Raw genomic sequence first — 15860 nt, forward strand, 5'->3', positions numbered from 1 at the left:
TCCTGAGCTCCAGTCGTTGAGCGAGCGAGGTACGAGCGAGACGAAACGCGCCGAGTCCGGCGCAGACGGCAGTCCCGACGCGTTTCGTCTGCGGGCGCTAGAGCGCCCTCCGCTCAACGACCGGTTTCCTGAGTCCCGGTCGTTGAGCGAGCGAGGTACGAGCGAGTCGAAACGCCTCGTACCTGGCGCAGACCGCAGCCCCGACGCGTTTCGTCTGCGGGCGCCAGGGCGCCCTCCGCTCAACGACCGGGGGGCGAAGTGCCGGTTCGAGCGAGGTACGAGCGAGACGAAACGCCTCGAACCAACGACGCGCCCGAGCAGAGGCACGTAAATGCCCCGCTCCTTCCACCGCACGCCGGCGCACACGGCGCGATACGGACGGTACAGCGGCGGCGATCCGCTTGCGCCGCCGGTCGAGGTGCAGTCGGCGCTCGAGGCGATCGGGCAGGACGTGATGGCGGGGACCTCGGCCGAGCGGGCGATGCGCGAGTACCTGCGGCGCGGAGACCGCAACCGGGAGGGGCTCGACGACCTGGCTCGGCGTGTGCGCGAGCGCCGCGCCGAGCTGGTGGGGCGGCACCGGCTCGACGGCACGCTCGAAGAGGTCCGCAGACTGCTGGACCGCGCCGTTCTCGAGGAGCGCAAGCACCTCGTGCGCGACGTCCAGCTCGACGACGACACCCGCTCATTCGCGGAGATGCGCCTCGAGAATCTGCCGCCCAGCACCGCCGCGGCCGTCAACGAGCTCGCCGACTACGACTGGCAGAGCCCGAGCGCACGGGCGGACTACGACCGCATCCGCGAACTGCTCGGCCGGGAGATCCTGGACCAGCGATTCGCCGGCATGAAGAACGCGCTCGAGAACGCGACGGATGCCGACCGCCAGGCGATCCGCGACATGCTGAACGACCTCAACGACCTGCTCGAGAAGCGGCGGCTGGGCGACGACACGCAGGAGGACTTCGACGAGTTCATGCGCAAGCACGGGGATCAGTTCCCGGAGGATCCGCAGAACCTCGACGAGCTCCTCGACACGATCGCCGAGCGTTCTGCGGCGGCGCAGCGGATGCTCAACTCCATGACCCCGGAGCAGCGGGGCGAGCTCATGGGCCTGGCCGCCCAGGCGTTCGGGTCGCCCGACCTCATGCAGTCGCTGTCGCGCCTCGACGACAATCTGCGCTCGCTCCGGCCCGGCGAGGACTGGACGGGCTCGGCATCCTTCTCCGGTGATCAGCCGACCGGTCTCGGTGAGGCGACCGGCATCATGCAGGACCTCTCCGATCTCGACGCGCTGACCGACCAGCTCAGCCAGACATACCCGGGCGCGCGCATGGACGACATCGATCTGGACACGCTCGAGCGACTGATCGGCGAGGACGCCGCCGTCAGCGCCCGCACTTTGCGCGAGCTCGAGCAGGAGCTGAGGGACACCGGGATGCTGCAGCGCGCGTCCGACGGACAGTTGCGGCTGACCCCGCGGGCGATGCGCCAGCTGGGGCGGGCGCTGCTCCGCGACATCGCGACGCGCCAGTCGGGTCGCACCGGCCGCCGTGAGACGCGCCATGCCGGCGCCGCCGGCGACCGCACCGGTTCGACGCGCGAGTGGGCGTTCGGCGACACCGAGCCGTGGGACATCCCGCGCACGGTGTCGAATGCGGTGCTGCGGACGGTGCTCGACGGGGGCGATGTGTCGGCGGGCGTGCGACTCGACACGCGCGACGTCGAGGTCGTCGAGACCGAGCAGCGCACGCAGGCCGCGGTCGCCCTCCTCGTCGACACGTCGTTCTCCATGGCGCTGGACGGCCGCTGGGTTCCGATGAAGCGCACCGCGCTCGCCCTGCACCACCTCATCTCGACGCGATTCCACGGTGACAGCCTTCAGCTGATCGCGTTCGCCCGCCACGCCGAGGTGATCGACATCGAACAGCTGACCGCCAAGGACGCCGAGTGGGACAAGGGCACGAATCTGCAGCACGCGCTGCTGCTGGCCCAGCGGCATTTCCGTCGCCACCCGACCGCGCAGCCCGTGCTGCTCATCGTCACCGACGGCGAGCCGACGGCCCACCTGCGGCCGGATGGTCGCGTGCACTTCGCCTACCCGCCGGATGCCCGCACGGTGGCGGTCACGGTGCGCGAGCTCGACACCGTGCAGCGGCTCGGAACCCAGACGACGTTCTTCCGGCTCGGCGAGGACCCCGGCCTCGCCCGATTCATCGACGCCCTCGCGCGGCGGGCCGGTGGGCAGGTCGTCGCCCCCGAGCTCGACGACCTCGGGCGGGCCGTCGTGGACAGCTACCTCGGCTCGCGGCACACGGGACGCGGGTCGCCCGAGGACTTCGGCGACATGCTGCACGGGCGATCGTGGTGGTGGTAGAGCCGGACGCGCACTCGTCGCCCAGCTCGCACCCGCTCGTTGTCGAGGCTGTCGGCGACGTTGAGCACGTCCGCGGCCAGAGCGATTCAGCCAGGTGACGGGACCTTCGGTCCGTGGCACCCGCGCGGCGAGGGCTTGAATGGCGCATGCTCGTGGAAGGAAGGAGTCACCGATGAACTCGATCGGATGCCGGCTGCCGAACGTCCTGGTGATCGCGGCGTCGGTGCTCGCGCTCTCGGGGTGTTCGCTGATGATCCCCGTCGGGCCACAGACCAGCGAGGAGCGGGACATCGGCGACGTGTCGCGCGTGGTCCTCGACACATCCGGTGATCTCGTCGTGTCGGAAGGGGAGCCGGCGCTCACCGTGCACGCGCCGGAGGGTGTGATCGAGCGTCTCACGTCCGAGGTGGACGGTGACACCCTCGTGCTGGCCGCCGAACCCGGCTTCACGATGGGGTTCGGCGACGTGCGGTACGAGCTGACCGTGCCGCGGCTGGAGCTGGTGGAACTGAACGGCTCCGGCGATGTCGAGGCGACGGTCTCCGCCGACGGCACCGTGCAGCTCGACCTCGATGGCTCGGGTGACGTCGACTGGTCGGGCCTGGAGGCCGATCGCGTCGAGGTGCGTCTCTCGGGTTCGGGCGCCGTCGTCCTGACGGGCACGGCGGCCGAGCTCTCTGTCGACCTCGAGGGCAGCGGCAGCGTCGACGCCGACCAGCTCGAGACGCAGGATGCCGTCGTCAATGTCGCCGGATCGGGCGACGTCGACGTCTCGGCAAGCGTCAGCCTCGCCGTCGACCTCTCGGGCAGCGGGCAGGTCACGTACTCGGGTGACCCGAGCACCGACGTGCGCGTGTCGGGATCCGGAGACGTCGTGCGTCGCTGAACGGAAGACTGCACAGAGCCGCGCCATCGGCGGCGAACTGGGCGGCGAACGCCGAGAACCGCGTTCCGGTCGTCAGCCGCGTGCTCCGGCCTCGAGGACGTCTGCGTCGAGCTCGTCACGGGAGCGCAGCCCGAGTTTGCGGAGCGCGTTGGACATGTGCGTCTCCACCGTGCGCGGTGACAGGAACATCTCCGCGGCGATCTCACGATTCGTCCGTCCCGCCGCGGCTCGTCCGACGACCTCCCGCTCACGTCGGGACAGATCATTGCCGTGCGTGGGGCGCCCACCGCGCCACGGGTACGGGACGGGAACGCCGTGACGGCGCATCGTGCGGGTGACTCGGGCGATGTCCTGCCGCGCCGACAGGCGGCCGTAGGCGGTCAGGGCTTCGATGAGCAGGCTCGGCCCGTCGGCCGCACCACGGGCGCAACGCCAGTCGCCCAGCCGCTCGGTGGTCTGCGCCGCGACCTGGACCAGGCCTGCCGCATGCGCCATGGTCCGCGCGTCGGACATCAGACGCTCCGCATTCTCGATGTCGCCGTCGACGTGCGCGATGAGTGCCTCGCACATGGTCGCCGCCACGGAGATCGCCGGCGCCTCGACATGACGGACATACGCACTGATCGTCCCCACCCGGGGACGTGCCTCGTCTGTTCTGCCCAGTGCGGCCGCGGCATCCACCAGGCAGAGGAGGGCATCGGCCGCCCACGTCCACATCCCCTTGCGCTGGAGCTGGTCGAGGGTGGCTGCGGCTTCGTCGAAGCCGCCTCGTGCATCGCCCAGGGTCAGCCGGAGCCGGGCCAGGGCCGCGCGCGCGGGGATCAACGGCCACGCCGTCCCCACCTTCTCGCAGTCCCGGATGAGCTCCGTCAGACGATCGGCTGCCTCGACGGTGCTGCCGAGAGAGCCGAGCATGAGGCAATCGAGGTACCGGGCTTCGAAGGATGCCGCGCCGAATCCGAACGCGCGCGAGGCCAGGTCGTGCGTGCGTTCGGCGAGACCGTCCCACCGGCCCGCGGCGTGGTCCATCATGGCGCCGACGAGTTCGTACACCTCCAGCAGACGCGGTGAGCCCGATCGCTCGGCGATCGCCCGGCCCTCGCTCAGCAACTCGTCGGCGCGGCTCACGTAGCCGATGTGGAGCGCGCCCTGAGCCCAGTTGATCGCCGCTCTCGCGTGTTCCCTGGGCTGGGTGAGAAGGACGGTGTCGTGACGGGCGTACTCGATCAGCTGCCACGCGGACGGATCGCCCTGCTCCAAGAGCAGCGATGCCCGCGCGATCCGCACACCGAGTTCGACCTCCGGCGATCCGGCACGGCTCGCCGCCTGTTCGGCCTGGGCGGATCGCGCGAGATGCACCACGAGAGGCACGTCGATGACGGTCTCCGGAGCCGCCAGCACGGCCAGTGCCCGCGCCTGGAGATCGGGCCGGTCGTGCAGCTCATCGACGGCTCGCTCGATCTCGCCGTAGCCGTCGCGTGCGAAGCCCTGCTGGCGGTACAGCCGGCCGAGGGCGAAACGCAGTTCGCCTCGGGCCGCCTGCGTCAGCTGCTGGCTATCGAGCAGCCGGGTGAGGATCGGGGCGGATTCGGCGTGAGCCAGCCCGTCGACCGCCACCCGCCCGAGCTTCGTCGCGATGCGCACCCGGTCGTCGATCGAGAGCGTGGCGAGGTCGGTCGTCGCCTCGCGCAGGAACTCGGCGGCCGCCGACTCGTTGCCGTGACGCACCGCCTCGTCGGCTGCGGCCTCTGCCCACTGCACGAACTCCCTCACCCGGCCGGCGCGCCGGTAGTGGTGCGCGATCCTCGCTGAGAGCATCGGATCGTTCCGCTCCTCGAGCACCAGCGCGACCCGGGCGTGCCACCACTGACGGGTCGGCAGGGGAGTCGCGTCGTAGACGATCTGCTGGGCGAGGACGTGGCGAAAGCGGATGCGGCCATCGTGCTCGTGCAGGAGGCCTGCGGCGTGGGCTGACGTCAGAGCGGTGGCCACCTGCCGTGGGTCGTCCTGGGTGACCTCCGCGATGAGGGCGGGATCGATGGAGAGATCGATCACGGCTGCCGCGTCTATGACCTCCCGGGACGTCGCGTCGAGAGTGGTCAGCCGCTGCACCACGACGTCGCGCAATGCGGTGGAGACAGACAGCGCGGCAAGGGCATCCGGATGGCTGGGGATCTCCTCGGCAGGCAGGCGCGCCAGCAGGGTGCGGAGCACCTCTTCGATGACGAAGGGGACACCGCCGGTGACTTCGTACAACCCCATCGCGATCGGATCGGGGACGTCGATACCCAGCAGATGTCGCGAGAGCTCGCCGACCTCGGCGACGTCGAGTGGCGCGAGCCGAACGCTCCGAGTGCGGCTGGCGGGTGCGCGGGCGAACGCCTCACCGACGGGAGTGGCTCCGAGGTCCGTGCGACTGGTGACGATGATGGTGAGCTTCGCAGGCTGGTGCGCGATGAGATACGTGAGGAAATCGAAGGTGACGGTGTCCGCCCAGTGCAGATCCTCGAGGACCAACACCGCGGGCGAAACGTGCTCGAGCAGCTCCGTCGCCGCACGGAAGATCTGATGCCGCGCCTCGCGCTGATCCACCGGTCGCTCCGGCGGATCAGGGAGGCGACCGGCGATCTCCGGCACGAGCGGAGCCAGGCTGCCCACGACGGGGCTCAGCCCGTCGATCTCGATGAGGTCGCCATGGTGCTGGAACGCGTCGAGCACCGGCCCCAAGGGGAACGGCTCGTGGAGCTGCTGACAGTGACCGACGAGCACCGCAGCGCCGCCCGGCGCGGCGGCGAGCAGTTCGCGGACCAGCCTGCTCTTGCCGATGCCGGCTTCGCCTTGGATGACGACCAGGGCCGGGGGAGCCGAAACAGCAGCTGTCAGCGCAGTGAACTCGGTGTGACGACCGACCAGCACGGGCGACACCCCGCCTGCGGGTGGAGCGGATTGCTGAGGCATGACTGCCATTCCCTCGGGTGGGGCGCGAGCAAAAGTCAGTGTAGGTCACGGATGCCGCCGCCATTCACCCGTCCGTAACCTGCAACGCAGCGAGTGAATCGAATCATCCGCGCGCGAGGAGAGACAGTGACCAGGTACCTGAGACAACGACAGCGGCGATTCACACCCCCGCGACTGACGATCGCGCTGGCCACCGCCGTCGCGCTGGTGGCGACGGCGACACCTGCCGGCGCCCTCGCTGCGCCGCCGGCTCCGGCCGCCGTGGAGGACATCGGAGAGGGCAGCTGGGGCGTCGAGGTGACTCGGGCCGAGGACGCGCAATCCGAAACGGCAGAATCGGGCGACCCCGAGACCTATGTGGTCCAGATGGCCCTCGCGCCCGTCGTCGCGTACGCCGGCGGTGAGGCGGGGCTGAAGGCGACGAAGCCCCGCGGCGGCGCCAAGGTGGATCCGGCCGACCCCGCGGTCGAGGCGTACAGCAAGCACCTCAAGGGGCAGCAGCGTGCCGCTCTGGCGAAGGTGAACGGCGATGGGCCGTCGTACAGCTACGTCTACAGCTTCAACGGGTTCGCCGCCGAGCTCACCCCCGCGCAGGCCGCCGAACTGGAGGCACAGCCCGACGTGGTGTCGGTGCATCCGGATGAGCTGGTCGAGACGGACACGTCGTCGACGCCGAGCTTCCTGGGACTGGACGGCGAAGACGGCTTGTGGAGCCGGCTCGGCGGTCCGACCGGCGGGAAGAAGTCGCCGGGCGCAGGTGAGGACATCGTCATCGGCGTGATCGACAGCGGCATCTGGCCCGAGGTCGGCAGCTTCTCCGACCGGAACGAGTCGGACAAGCTCGTGTACCAGGGCAAGCCGGAGGGGTTCCGCGGCACGTGCGCGTCGGGCGAGAACGTCGGCGACGACTCGTGGGACGCCAACCTCTGCAACAACAAGCTGGTCACCGCCCAGTACTTCAACGCCGCCTGGGGCGGGAACGAGGGCGTCGCGCAGCAGCTGCCGTGGGAGTTCCTCTCGCCTCGCGACTACAACGGACACGGCACCCACACCGCCTCGACCGCCGGGGGCAACCATGGCGTCGACGTGACCGGCCCGGCCGCCGCGTTCGGTGAGATCTCGGGCATCGCACCGCGGGCCCGCATCGCGTCGTACAAGGCGCTGTGGTCCGTCGAGGACGGCTCCACCGCGAACGGCTACACCTCCGACATGGTGGCGGCCATCGACAAGGCCGTCGCCGACGGCGTCGATGTCATCAACTACTCGGTGTCGGGATCCAGCACGGACTTCCTCGAGCCCACCGAGGCGGCGTTCCTCAACGCCGCTGCCGCCGGCATCTTCGTCTCGGCGTCCGCGGGCAACTCCGGCCCCGATGCGGGCACGGTCGCCCACCCCGGACCTTGGCTGACCACCGTCGCCGCGGGCACGCACGACCGCACGACGACGGGCGCCGTGGTCCTGGGCAGTGGCGCGCGCTACGAAGGGGTGTCGGTCAGCAACGCGGCGGTCGGTCCCGTCCCGCTGATCACCGGAGCCGCCGCGCGCGCCGCGGGTGCCTCGGCCGGCGCCGCGGTGCGCTGCTACCCGGCGAGTGCCAACAACGGCAAACCGGCTCTGGATCCCGCCAAGGTCACCGGCAAGATCGTGCTCTGCGAACGCGGCGGCGACATCGCGCGTGTCGACTCTTCGCGCGCGGTCGCCGAAGCCGGCGGTGTCGGCATGATCTTCGTGAACGCGTTCGAGAACTCGCTCAACGCCGACTTCCACTCCGTGCCCACGGTGCACCTGCCCGACACCGAAGGGCCCGCCATCAGCGCCTACGCGGCTACTGCCGGAGCGACCGCGAGCATCGAGAAGGCCGTCATCGCGAGCGGCGGTGCCGCGCCCTACACAGCGGCGTTCTCATCTCGCGGCCCCCTCGTCGCCGGCAACGGCGATGTGCTGAAGCCCGACGTGATCGCGCCCGGACAGGACATCCTGGCGGCGGTCGCACCTCCCGGCCAGGGCGGCATGGACTTCAACCTGATGAGCGGCACGTCGATGTCGGCACCGCATGTCACGGGACTCGCCGCCCTGCTGCGGGACCTGCACCCCGAGTGGTCGCCGATGGCGATCAAGTCGGCGCTCATGACCACCGGGTCGGACGTCCTGGACGGCGAGTCCTCGAGCGACCCGAACCTGATCTTCAAGCAGGGCGCCGGGCACGTGCAGCCCACCAGTGCGGCCGATCCCGGACTGGTCTACGAGAGCGGTGTCGACGAGTGGCTGGCGTTCCTGTGCGGCTCCACCCGCAGCGTGCCGGCCGCCACCTGTGACGACCTCGAGGCGGACGGGCGCTCGCTGGATCCCAGCGACCTCAACACGCCGTCGATCGGCATCGGCCTGCTCGACGGCACCCAGACGGTCACCCGCACGGTGACCAACGTCGACGACGAGTCCGCGACCTACACCGCGTCGGTGAGCGGTCTCACGGGAGTCGGCGTCACCGTCGAGCCGAGCACGCTCACCGTCGCGCCGGGGGAGACCGCGTCGTACGCAGTGACCTTCGCGGTCGGCGACGAGACCGAGCTGTTCGACTATCTCGCGGGTCAGCTCTCGTGGACGGACGGCAGCCACACGGTGAGGTCGCCGATCGTGCTGCGGGCGAAGCAGCCGGGTGAGGAGGACTGGGCCGCTCGGTACGACGGAGCAGGCGGGCAGTTCGGGACCTCATCGGATGCCGGCAACGAGGTTATCGTCCACCCCGACGGGCAGCGCGTCTACATGAGCGGCTATAGCCGACCGCCGGCGGCCGGCGGGCTGGTGAGCGACTTCCTCACCGCTGCCTACGACCCCGAGACCGGTGAGGCGCTCTGGGAGGACCAGTGGGATGCGTCCGACGGCGGCTCCGATGAGCCGGCGGGCTTCGGGATCAGCCCCGACGGCGACACCGTCTACGTCGCCGGAACCAGCGGTGGCGATTACCTGACCGTCGCATATGACGGGGCGACGGGGGAGAAGCGGTGGACCACGCGTCTCGATGGCCCGGGTGAGGCCGGTGATTTCCTCAACGACCTCGTCGTCAGCCCGGACGGCTCGACCGTCTACGTCACCGGGTACCAGAACATGGGCGGGCCGCAGCTCGACTACGCCACCGTGGCGTACGACGCGGCGACCGGTGAGCAGCGCTGGGTCACGCGGTACGACGATCCGGTGAGCGGCACCGACGACGCGCGGGGTATCGCGGTGAGCCAGGACGGCTCGACGGTCGTGATCACCGGGCAGAGCCAGGGCGACGGCACGGGACTCACCGACTGGGGGACTGTCGCTTACGACGCCACCACCGGTGAGCAGCTCTGGCAGGTCCTGCGCAACGGGTCGGAAGGCCAGATCGACATCGCGGAGAACATCGCCGTGACCGGTGACACCGTGATCGTGGCGGGCGTCGTCAGCAACACCGACCGTCAGGTCGACTGGGAGACCGTGGCGTACGACCTGGCGACAGGGGCGGAGCGCTGGGCCATCGGGTACGGCGAGGCGCTCACGGATGTGCCGCAGTCGCTCGCTGTGAGCCCGGACGGTCGCACGGTCGTGGTGGTCGGCAATGTGGAAGGCGGAGCCGACATGGACTACGCCACGGTCGCCTACGACGTGGCCGGCGGCGAGCAGCTGTGGGCGATGCGATACGACGGCACCGCCCACGGGCTCGACGTCGCCTATGACGTCGCGCTGACCGAGGACGGCACCCATGCCGTCGTCACCGGCGAGTCCCGGAACGCCGAGACGGCCTGGGACTACGTCACGATCGCGTACGACATGAGCACCGGCGAGCAGATCTGGTCGGGGAACTACGACGCGACGGGAGCAAGCGACGGGGCGAACGGCGTGGCTGTCGACCAGAGAGCCGATGGCTCGCGACGCGTGTTCGTCACCGGAGCGAGCACGACCGCGTTCGACTCGGTCGGACTCGACAGCAACATCGACGCCGCGACGGTCGCCTACTTCGACCCGTTCGACTAACCGACAGCGGCGCGGCCGCCGGGAGAGGAATCGTTCCTCGCCCGGCGGCCGCGTCGTTTCTGCCGTTACCGGGGGAGGGTGGGCCTCCGGGTCCGCCCTCGCTGTGCACTCAGCCGGCGGCGACGGCGATCTCGTTGGGCGTGATGTCGAGGGTGGCCGAGGCCACGATCTCGCCCGTCGTGAGATCGACGGCGTGGATCGCGTCGGCGGCGGGCTCGGTCACGTAGGCGATGTCGCCCTCGACGACGATCGCGGGGTGGGGATCCTGCCACTCAGCGGGACCGTCCCATGCCTCGACGACGGGGAACGCGTCGACGATCTCGCCGGCGGCGGGGTCGAAGACGTGGACGGATCCGTCGGTCGCGACGATGTAGGCGAGATCCTCGGGTCCGCGGGCGATGTCACGGAACGTGTACTCGACGCCCTCGGGAAGGTCGACGACCTCGAGCGTGCCGGCCTCGGTGTCGATGACGGTGACCGCACCGAGGAGGTAGCCCTCGGCATCCGGGTCGTTCTTGTAGTCGCCGACGACGAGCGGGCTCGTCTCGCTCACGTACGCATTGCCCATGCGGCCGTACGGCTGGTCGGGGGCGTCGAGCTTGAGGATCTCGCCCTCGCGGTACAGCAGCGCGCCGTTCTCGCAGCCGAAGACGACGGCTTCGTCGGCCGCGGTCCCCTCGCCGTGCACCCCGGGGCAGGCGTCGCTCGTGGCGATCACGGCGCCGGATTCGTCGCTCGCGGAGATGCCTGTGCGCCCGTCGGCATTGCCGACCGTCGTGAGGAAGGTGCCGTCCTCGAGCACCACGGAGACGCCGTGGTGGGACTCCACGCCGGGAACCGTCTCGGTCTCGGGCAGCTCACCCGAGGCGGAGAGCAGCGCATCGGTGTCGAAGATCGTCGTGTCGCTCGTGCCATCGGCGTAGAGGATCGTCTTGCCGCCGTGGCGGACGACGTGGCCGGGGGCGTCGGCATCGAAGATCAGATCCGTGAGCTCAGGCTCGTCAGTGGTTCCCGCCGCGGTGTCGAGCACCTGGAAGCCCTCGCTCATCGTGACGAGCACGTGGCGTCCGTCGCCGGCCGGGTTGAGCCGGGTGAAGTCCTCGGCGGAGTAGTCGTCGACCGGCTCGAGGCTCTCGCCGTCGAGCAGGAGGATGCCGCCCTCGTATGAAACGGCGATCCGCGACCCGGCTTCGGTGGCCGAGGGCGTCTCCGCGCCGGTGCCGACGGACGCGGATGGTGCCGACGAACAGGCCGCGAGTGTCGCGACGGCACCGGCGGAGACCGCGATCAAGCCGGCGCGACGCAGCGTGCGTGTGCGCATGGGTGTTCCTCTTTCTGGGTGGGGGCTCATTGCGCGAGCCCGGTGACGATGCGCTGCGTGTTCTCGCGCATCATGGTCAGGTAGTCCTCGGCGCCGCCGCCCTCGGCGGTGAGCGACTCGGTGTAGAGCTCGATGACCTCGACGTGCATGTCGGTCTCCTGCGCGAGGGCGTGCATCAGGCGGTCCGGTGATGAGGACTCGGCGAAGACGGCGGGCACGCCGTTCTCTTCGATCGCCGAGACGAGGTCGGCGAGGTCGGAGGCGCTTGGCGCGGCGAGGGTCGTGCCGCCCGGGATCGCGGCGCCCACGATGCGGAAGCCGAAGCGCTCCGCGAGATACCCGAACACGTGGTGGTTGGTGACGAGCGCGCGGCGCTGTGCCGGAATGGTCTCGAACGCCGCCGCCATGTCGTCGTCGAGGCGCCGCAGCTCAGCGAGGTAGGCGTCGACGTGCGCGTCGACGACGGCTTCATCCACCCCCGGAAGCTCGGACAGGCGAGGGGCGAGCGCCTCGACCACATCGATCATGCGGGCAGGGTCGGTCCAGAAGTGCGGGTCGAGGGTGCCGACGGTATCCCCGGTCGTGTACTCGAGCGCGTGCATCGACTCACCTGCGACGAAGCTGTCGACCTCCTCGGCCACGGCGGCGTCGAGATGCTGCTGCAGCCCTTCTTCGAGGCCCAGCCCGTTCGACACCAGCAGGTCGGCGGTGCGCAGGCGCGCGGCATCCTGTGCCGAGATCTCGAACGAATGCGGATCGGCATCCGGCCGCATGAGCGTCATCACCTCGACCTCGTCGCCCACGAGCTCGTCCACGACGTCACCGAGGATGTTCGTCGACACCACGACGAGCGGGCGATCGCCGGCGGCCGGTGCGCAGGCGGAGAGGACGGATGCCGCGAGCGCAGCCGTCAGCAATGTGGCGAATGCTGCGGGGCGTCGGCGGATCATCGGCCGGTCTCCGCGAGCAGGGCGGGCTGAGTCGGCGTCTCGAACGTCCTCGAGATGCGGGCGGCGTCGGCGAAGTCGATCTCGTAGACGACGTGCTCCGCAGGCCCGTTGAGGTAGGCGCGGGGCTGATCGGCGACGAGGGTCGGACGGCCGGCATCCGTCGCCAGCGACTCGGCGACCAGCGATTCGGTCTGCGAGAGGAGCGTCCCGGTGGCGCCGTCGATCACGAGCACCCGTCCGTCCGCCGCGAGCGCGAGCACGTGCTGGGCGTCGTCGTCGATCGCGGTCGCCTGCACGATCGGCCGGTCGACGGGGAGCAGCGTCCAGGTGCGCTCGCGGGTGTCGAGCAGCCAGATCGCGTCGTTGCCTGCGAGCCCGGCGACGGTGGGGCGGCCGCTGCGTCCCTCGAGCGTCGTGGCCGGGGGAGCGGTCGTCCCGTCGGGGTAGGGGATCCGCTCGAGCTCGACCGCGCCGTCGACGAGGGTCGCGAGCAGCGCACCGTCGGCGCATCCGATGACCGCGCCGACGCGGGTCGTGACGGTGCCCCGCGCATCGACGCAGTCGGCGGTGGCGCCGGGCACCGGCATCCCGTCCTCATCCAGGACCGACACGGATGCCGCTACGCCGCCCTGCGGCTGGGTCACGAGCGCGTACGAGCCGATCGGCACGACCATGCCGTCGTGCGGGTCGGTCTCGAGGCGGAAGCGCTCGACGAGCTCGCCCCGCGACATCGCCGTGGTGTCGAGCAGCACCGCGTCGCCGCTGCCGGCGAAGAAGACACCGGTGCTGCCGGTGGTGGAAGACAGCGTCGTCGCCACGGTGGCCGCCCCGTGACCCGGTACGTCGCCCAGCATCGCCGGTGCGGCCAGGTAGTAGTGGAAGTGGTCGACGTGGTCCCACGTCCACCGGCCGCTGTCGACGACCGAGACGCCCTCGTCGCCGTCGGCGAAGACGTAGCGGCCATCGGTGCTCGCCTGAGACGTCCCCGGCACGTCGCCGAGCTCGGCGACGGTCTCGTCGAGCAGGTCGAGCTGACGCACCACGCCGGCCGGGTCGATGGTCACCACGGCGAGCGGTGGCTCGCTCATCTCGGTCGCGCCGTCGACCGCGCCGTGCCCGTCGGATGCCGGACTCGCGGCGGGAGGGGCGGGTTCGGCGCCGGCGCAGCCGACGAGCGTGAGCCCGGCGAGGGTGAGCATCGCAGTGAGCGTGGGGGAGCGGGGGAGCACGGGGACTTCATTCCTTCGAGGGGTGGTGGCGGGGCTGGGCTGGGCGACTCGCGCCTGTCGTCACGCGTATGTCGCCTGTGGGGCCCGCGTGCGGTCATGGAGGGCGCGCCCGGCCCACGAGGCAGCCGCGAGGAGGATCGCGGTCAGGGCGATGGAGGCACCGGCGGCGGTGCCCGCATGCCACGACAGCAGCAGGCCGAGTACGACGGCGGCGACGCCGAAGACGCACGCCAGGGCCATCGCGGACGGCAGCCGACGGGTCCAGTGGCCGGCGGCGACCGCCGGTGCGATGAGCAGGCCCACCACGAGGAGCGAGCCGACGGCCTGGTACGACGCGACGACCGCGAGTGTGACGAGGCCGACCAGCGCCGCCTGAGCAAGCCTCGGTCGGAGTCCGAGCACCGCCGCGACTCGCGCGTCGATCGCCAGCGCCACGAGTGAGCGGTGAGCGGCCGCGGCGATCAGCAGAGCGATCCCGGTCGCCCACCCGAGCACCGCGAGATCGTCAGGCGAGATCGCCAGGATGTCGCCGAAGAGGATCGCCGTGGCATCCGTGGCGAAGCTTCCCGAGTGCGAGATGACGATCACACCCCCAGCGAGCATGGCCACGAAGAGCATGCCGATGCTGGTGTCGTACGAGAGCCGGCCGCGCCGCTGCAGGGCCCCGATGCCCAGACTCATGGCGACCGCGCTGAAGGCGGCGCCCAGCAGCACGGGAACACCGAGCAGGGTCGCCACGGCGACCCCGGGGAGCATGCCGTGGCCGAGCGCCTCGCCCAGGAACGCCATGCCGCGAGCGACGACCCACGTGCCGACGACCCCGCACAGCACGGCCACGAGGCTGCCGCCCAGGAGGGCCCGCTGGACGAACTCCAGCGCGAACGGGTCGGTGATGAGGGGCACGAGCGACGACGGTAGCGTTAATGAGAACGATTCTCAAAATCGTTTAAGCTGTAATCGTGCCTGTCGAAACCTCGTCCATCGCCACCGTCTCCCTGCGCGGGGTCTGCGTGGACTACGCCGGGACTCCTGCCCTGCGCGACGTCGACTTCGACGCGGCCGCCGGAGAGCTCACCGTGATCGCGGGACCGAACGGGGCGGGCAAGTCGACGCTCCTCGAGGTGCTCGCGGGAACGATCACGCCGCGTGCGGGCAGCGTCGAGATCCGCGCGTCTTCACGGGCCTTCGTGCCGCAGCGCACGGCGATCTCGCCGACGCTGCCGCTCACCGTGCACGACGTCGTCACGGTGGGAGCGTGGGGCCGGGTCGGCGCGTGGCGCCGCCTGGATCACGCATCGCGAGAGGCGGTGGATGCCGCCCTCGAGCGCCTCGACCTGACCGCGCTGAAGCGCGCGGCATTCGGCGTTCTGTCCGGCGGGCAGCAACAGCGGACCCTCCTCGCGCAGGGGTTGGCACGACGTGCCGAGACACTGCTGCTCGACGAGCCGACGACCGCCCTCGACCTCGACAGCGCGGAGCGGATCATGTGCGCGATGCGGGCAGAGGTGGATCGCGGCGTCGCCGCGGTGTGCGTCAGTCACGATCCAGCGGTGATCGACGCGGCGGACGTCGTCGTCCGTCTGGAGCCGGGCGGCGTCATGTCGCCGCGCGGGAGGGCGTAGGTCGCCCGCGGATCGGACGGCGAGGAGCCCGCGCCGTTCGTCAACCGGACGCGCCTTTGCGTGGCTTGATGAACGCTCTTGACTCCGCGCTCGCGCGCTTCTCGGCGCGCTTCTCCTTGAGTGATGACTGAGCGACCTTCTTCGCGCCGCGTGCTCTTGGTGATCTGCCTGACATGACGACTCGCTTCCCCTGGTCGGCTGGCGGGTGAACCCTCGACCATAGCCGCCTTCCCAGGAAAGTCAACTCGCCGACTCGCGCCAGGGAAAAAACCGCTGACTTGCCTTTTTCTGGAACCGGGCTACGGTGATGGCCATGACCACGATGGCCCGCCCGCACCGCATGGAGCGTCTCACCGACGCCTCCGTGGTGACGGCCGTGGTCGATATCGCGGGTGCTCGCCACGAGGTGCTGCCGCCCCGGCTGAGCGGCGCGGATGGACTGCGCCCGCAGCCCACCCGTCGCGTCGCGCCCCCGTAGTACCGATCACCTCGATCGGTCCGAACCGGACACCCCGCGCGTC

Annotated in this window: 10 protein-coding genes; 5 read left to right on the forward strand and 5 right to left on the reverse strand. The window is 70.5% G+C overall.

What is annotated here, in order from left to right; translation table 11 throughout:
- The first annotated feature begins 331 nt into the window (after nt 1-331).
- Together ACI3KX_RS01635 and ACI3KX_RS01640 are read left to right on the forward strand one after the other, a co-directional pair.
- Nucleotides 332-2374, forward strand: coding sequence for a vWA domain-containing protein (locus tag ACI3KX_RS01635; protein ID WP_404907306.1), 2043 nt, complete (start codon nt 332-334; stop codon nt 2372-2374).
- A 172-nt stretch (nt 2375-2546) separates the two neighbouring features.
- Nucleotides 2547-3260 (forward strand): head GIN domain-containing protein, encoded by a 714-nt coding sequence (locus ACI3KX_RS01640; protein ID WP_404907308.1) that lies wholly within the window; start codon nt 2547-2549, stop codon nt 3258-3260.
- A 72-nt stretch (nt 3261-3332) separates the two neighbouring features.
- On the opposite strand, the gene ACI3KX_RS01645 is transcribed toward ACI3KX_RS01640, so the two are convergent.
- On the reverse strand, nt 3333-6218 hold the full coding sequence (locus tag ACI3KX_RS01645) for an AAA family ATPase (protein WP_404907309.1): 2886 nt from the start codon (nt 6216-6218) through the stop codon (nt 3333-3335).
- A 126-nt stretch (nt 6219-6344) separates the two neighbouring features.
- Between ACI3KX_RS01645 and ACI3KX_RS01650 the strand changes: the two genes are divergently transcribed.
- Complete coding sequence (locus ACI3KX_RS01650) at nt 6345-10217, forward strand: S8 family serine peptidase (RefSeq protein ID WP_404907311.1); 3873 nt, start codon at nt 6345-6347, stop codon at nt 10215-10217.
- A 109-nt stretch (nt 10218-10326) separates the two neighbouring features.
- Here ACI3KX_RS01650 and aztD read toward each other — a convergent pair whose 3' ends face one another.
- Genes aztD through aztB form a run of 4 tightly spaced genes read right to left on the reverse strand, consistent with a single transcriptional unit; the run spans nt 10327 to nt 14620 of the window.
- Nucleotides 10327-11538 (reverse strand): zinc metallochaperone AztD, encoded by a 1212-nt coding sequence (aztD, locus tag ACI3KX_RS01655; RefSeq protein WP_404907312.1) that lies wholly within the window; start codon nt 11536-11538, stop codon nt 10327-10329.
- A 26-nt stretch (nt 11539-11564) separates the two neighbouring features.
- On the reverse strand, nt 11565-12488 hold the full coding sequence (gene aztC / locus ACI3KX_RS01660) for a zinc ABC transporter substrate-binding protein AztC (protein ID WP_404907314.1): 924 nt from the start codon (nt 12486-12488) through the stop codon (nt 11565-11567).
- A complete protein-coding gene (locus tag ACI3KX_RS01665) occupies nt 12485-13717 on the reverse strand; it encodes an ABC transporter (protein WP_404907316.1) in 1233 nt (410 codons plus the stop codon). The genes aztC and ACI3KX_RS01665 overlap by 4 nt, the downstream gene beginning before the upstream one ends.
- A gap of 60 nt (nt 13718-13777) precedes the next feature.
- Entirely contained in the window at nt 13778-14620 is an 843-nt protein-coding gene (aztB, locus tag ACI3KX_RS01670; protein ID WP_404907318.1) for a zinc ABC transporter permease AztB, read from the reverse strand.
- 56 nt (nt 14621-14676) lie between these two features.
- On the opposite strand from aztB, the gene aztA reads away from it, so the two are divergent.
- Both aztA and ACI3KX_RS01680 read left to right on the forward strand, forming a co-directional pair.
- Nucleotides 14677-15339, forward strand: a complete 663-nt coding sequence (gene aztA / locus ACI3KX_RS01675; RefSeq protein WP_404907320.1) for a zinc ABC transporter ATP-binding protein AztA — start codon at nt 14677-14679, stop codon at nt 15337-15339.
- 313 nt (nt 15340-15652) lie between these two features.
- The gene (locus ACI3KX_RS01680) at nt 15653-15817 is read left to right on the forward strand and encodes a hypothetical protein (protein WP_363358171.1); all 165 of its coding nucleotides are present in this window, start codon (nt 15653-15655) and stop codon (nt 15815-15817) included.
- The last annotated feature ends 43 nt before the right edge of the window (nt 15818-15860 follow it).

This window comes from Microbacterium sp. ZW CA_36 (genome assembly GCF_044987475.1).
GTDB lineage: Bacteria > Actinomycetota > Actinomycetes > Actinomycetales > Microbacteriaceae > Microbacterium.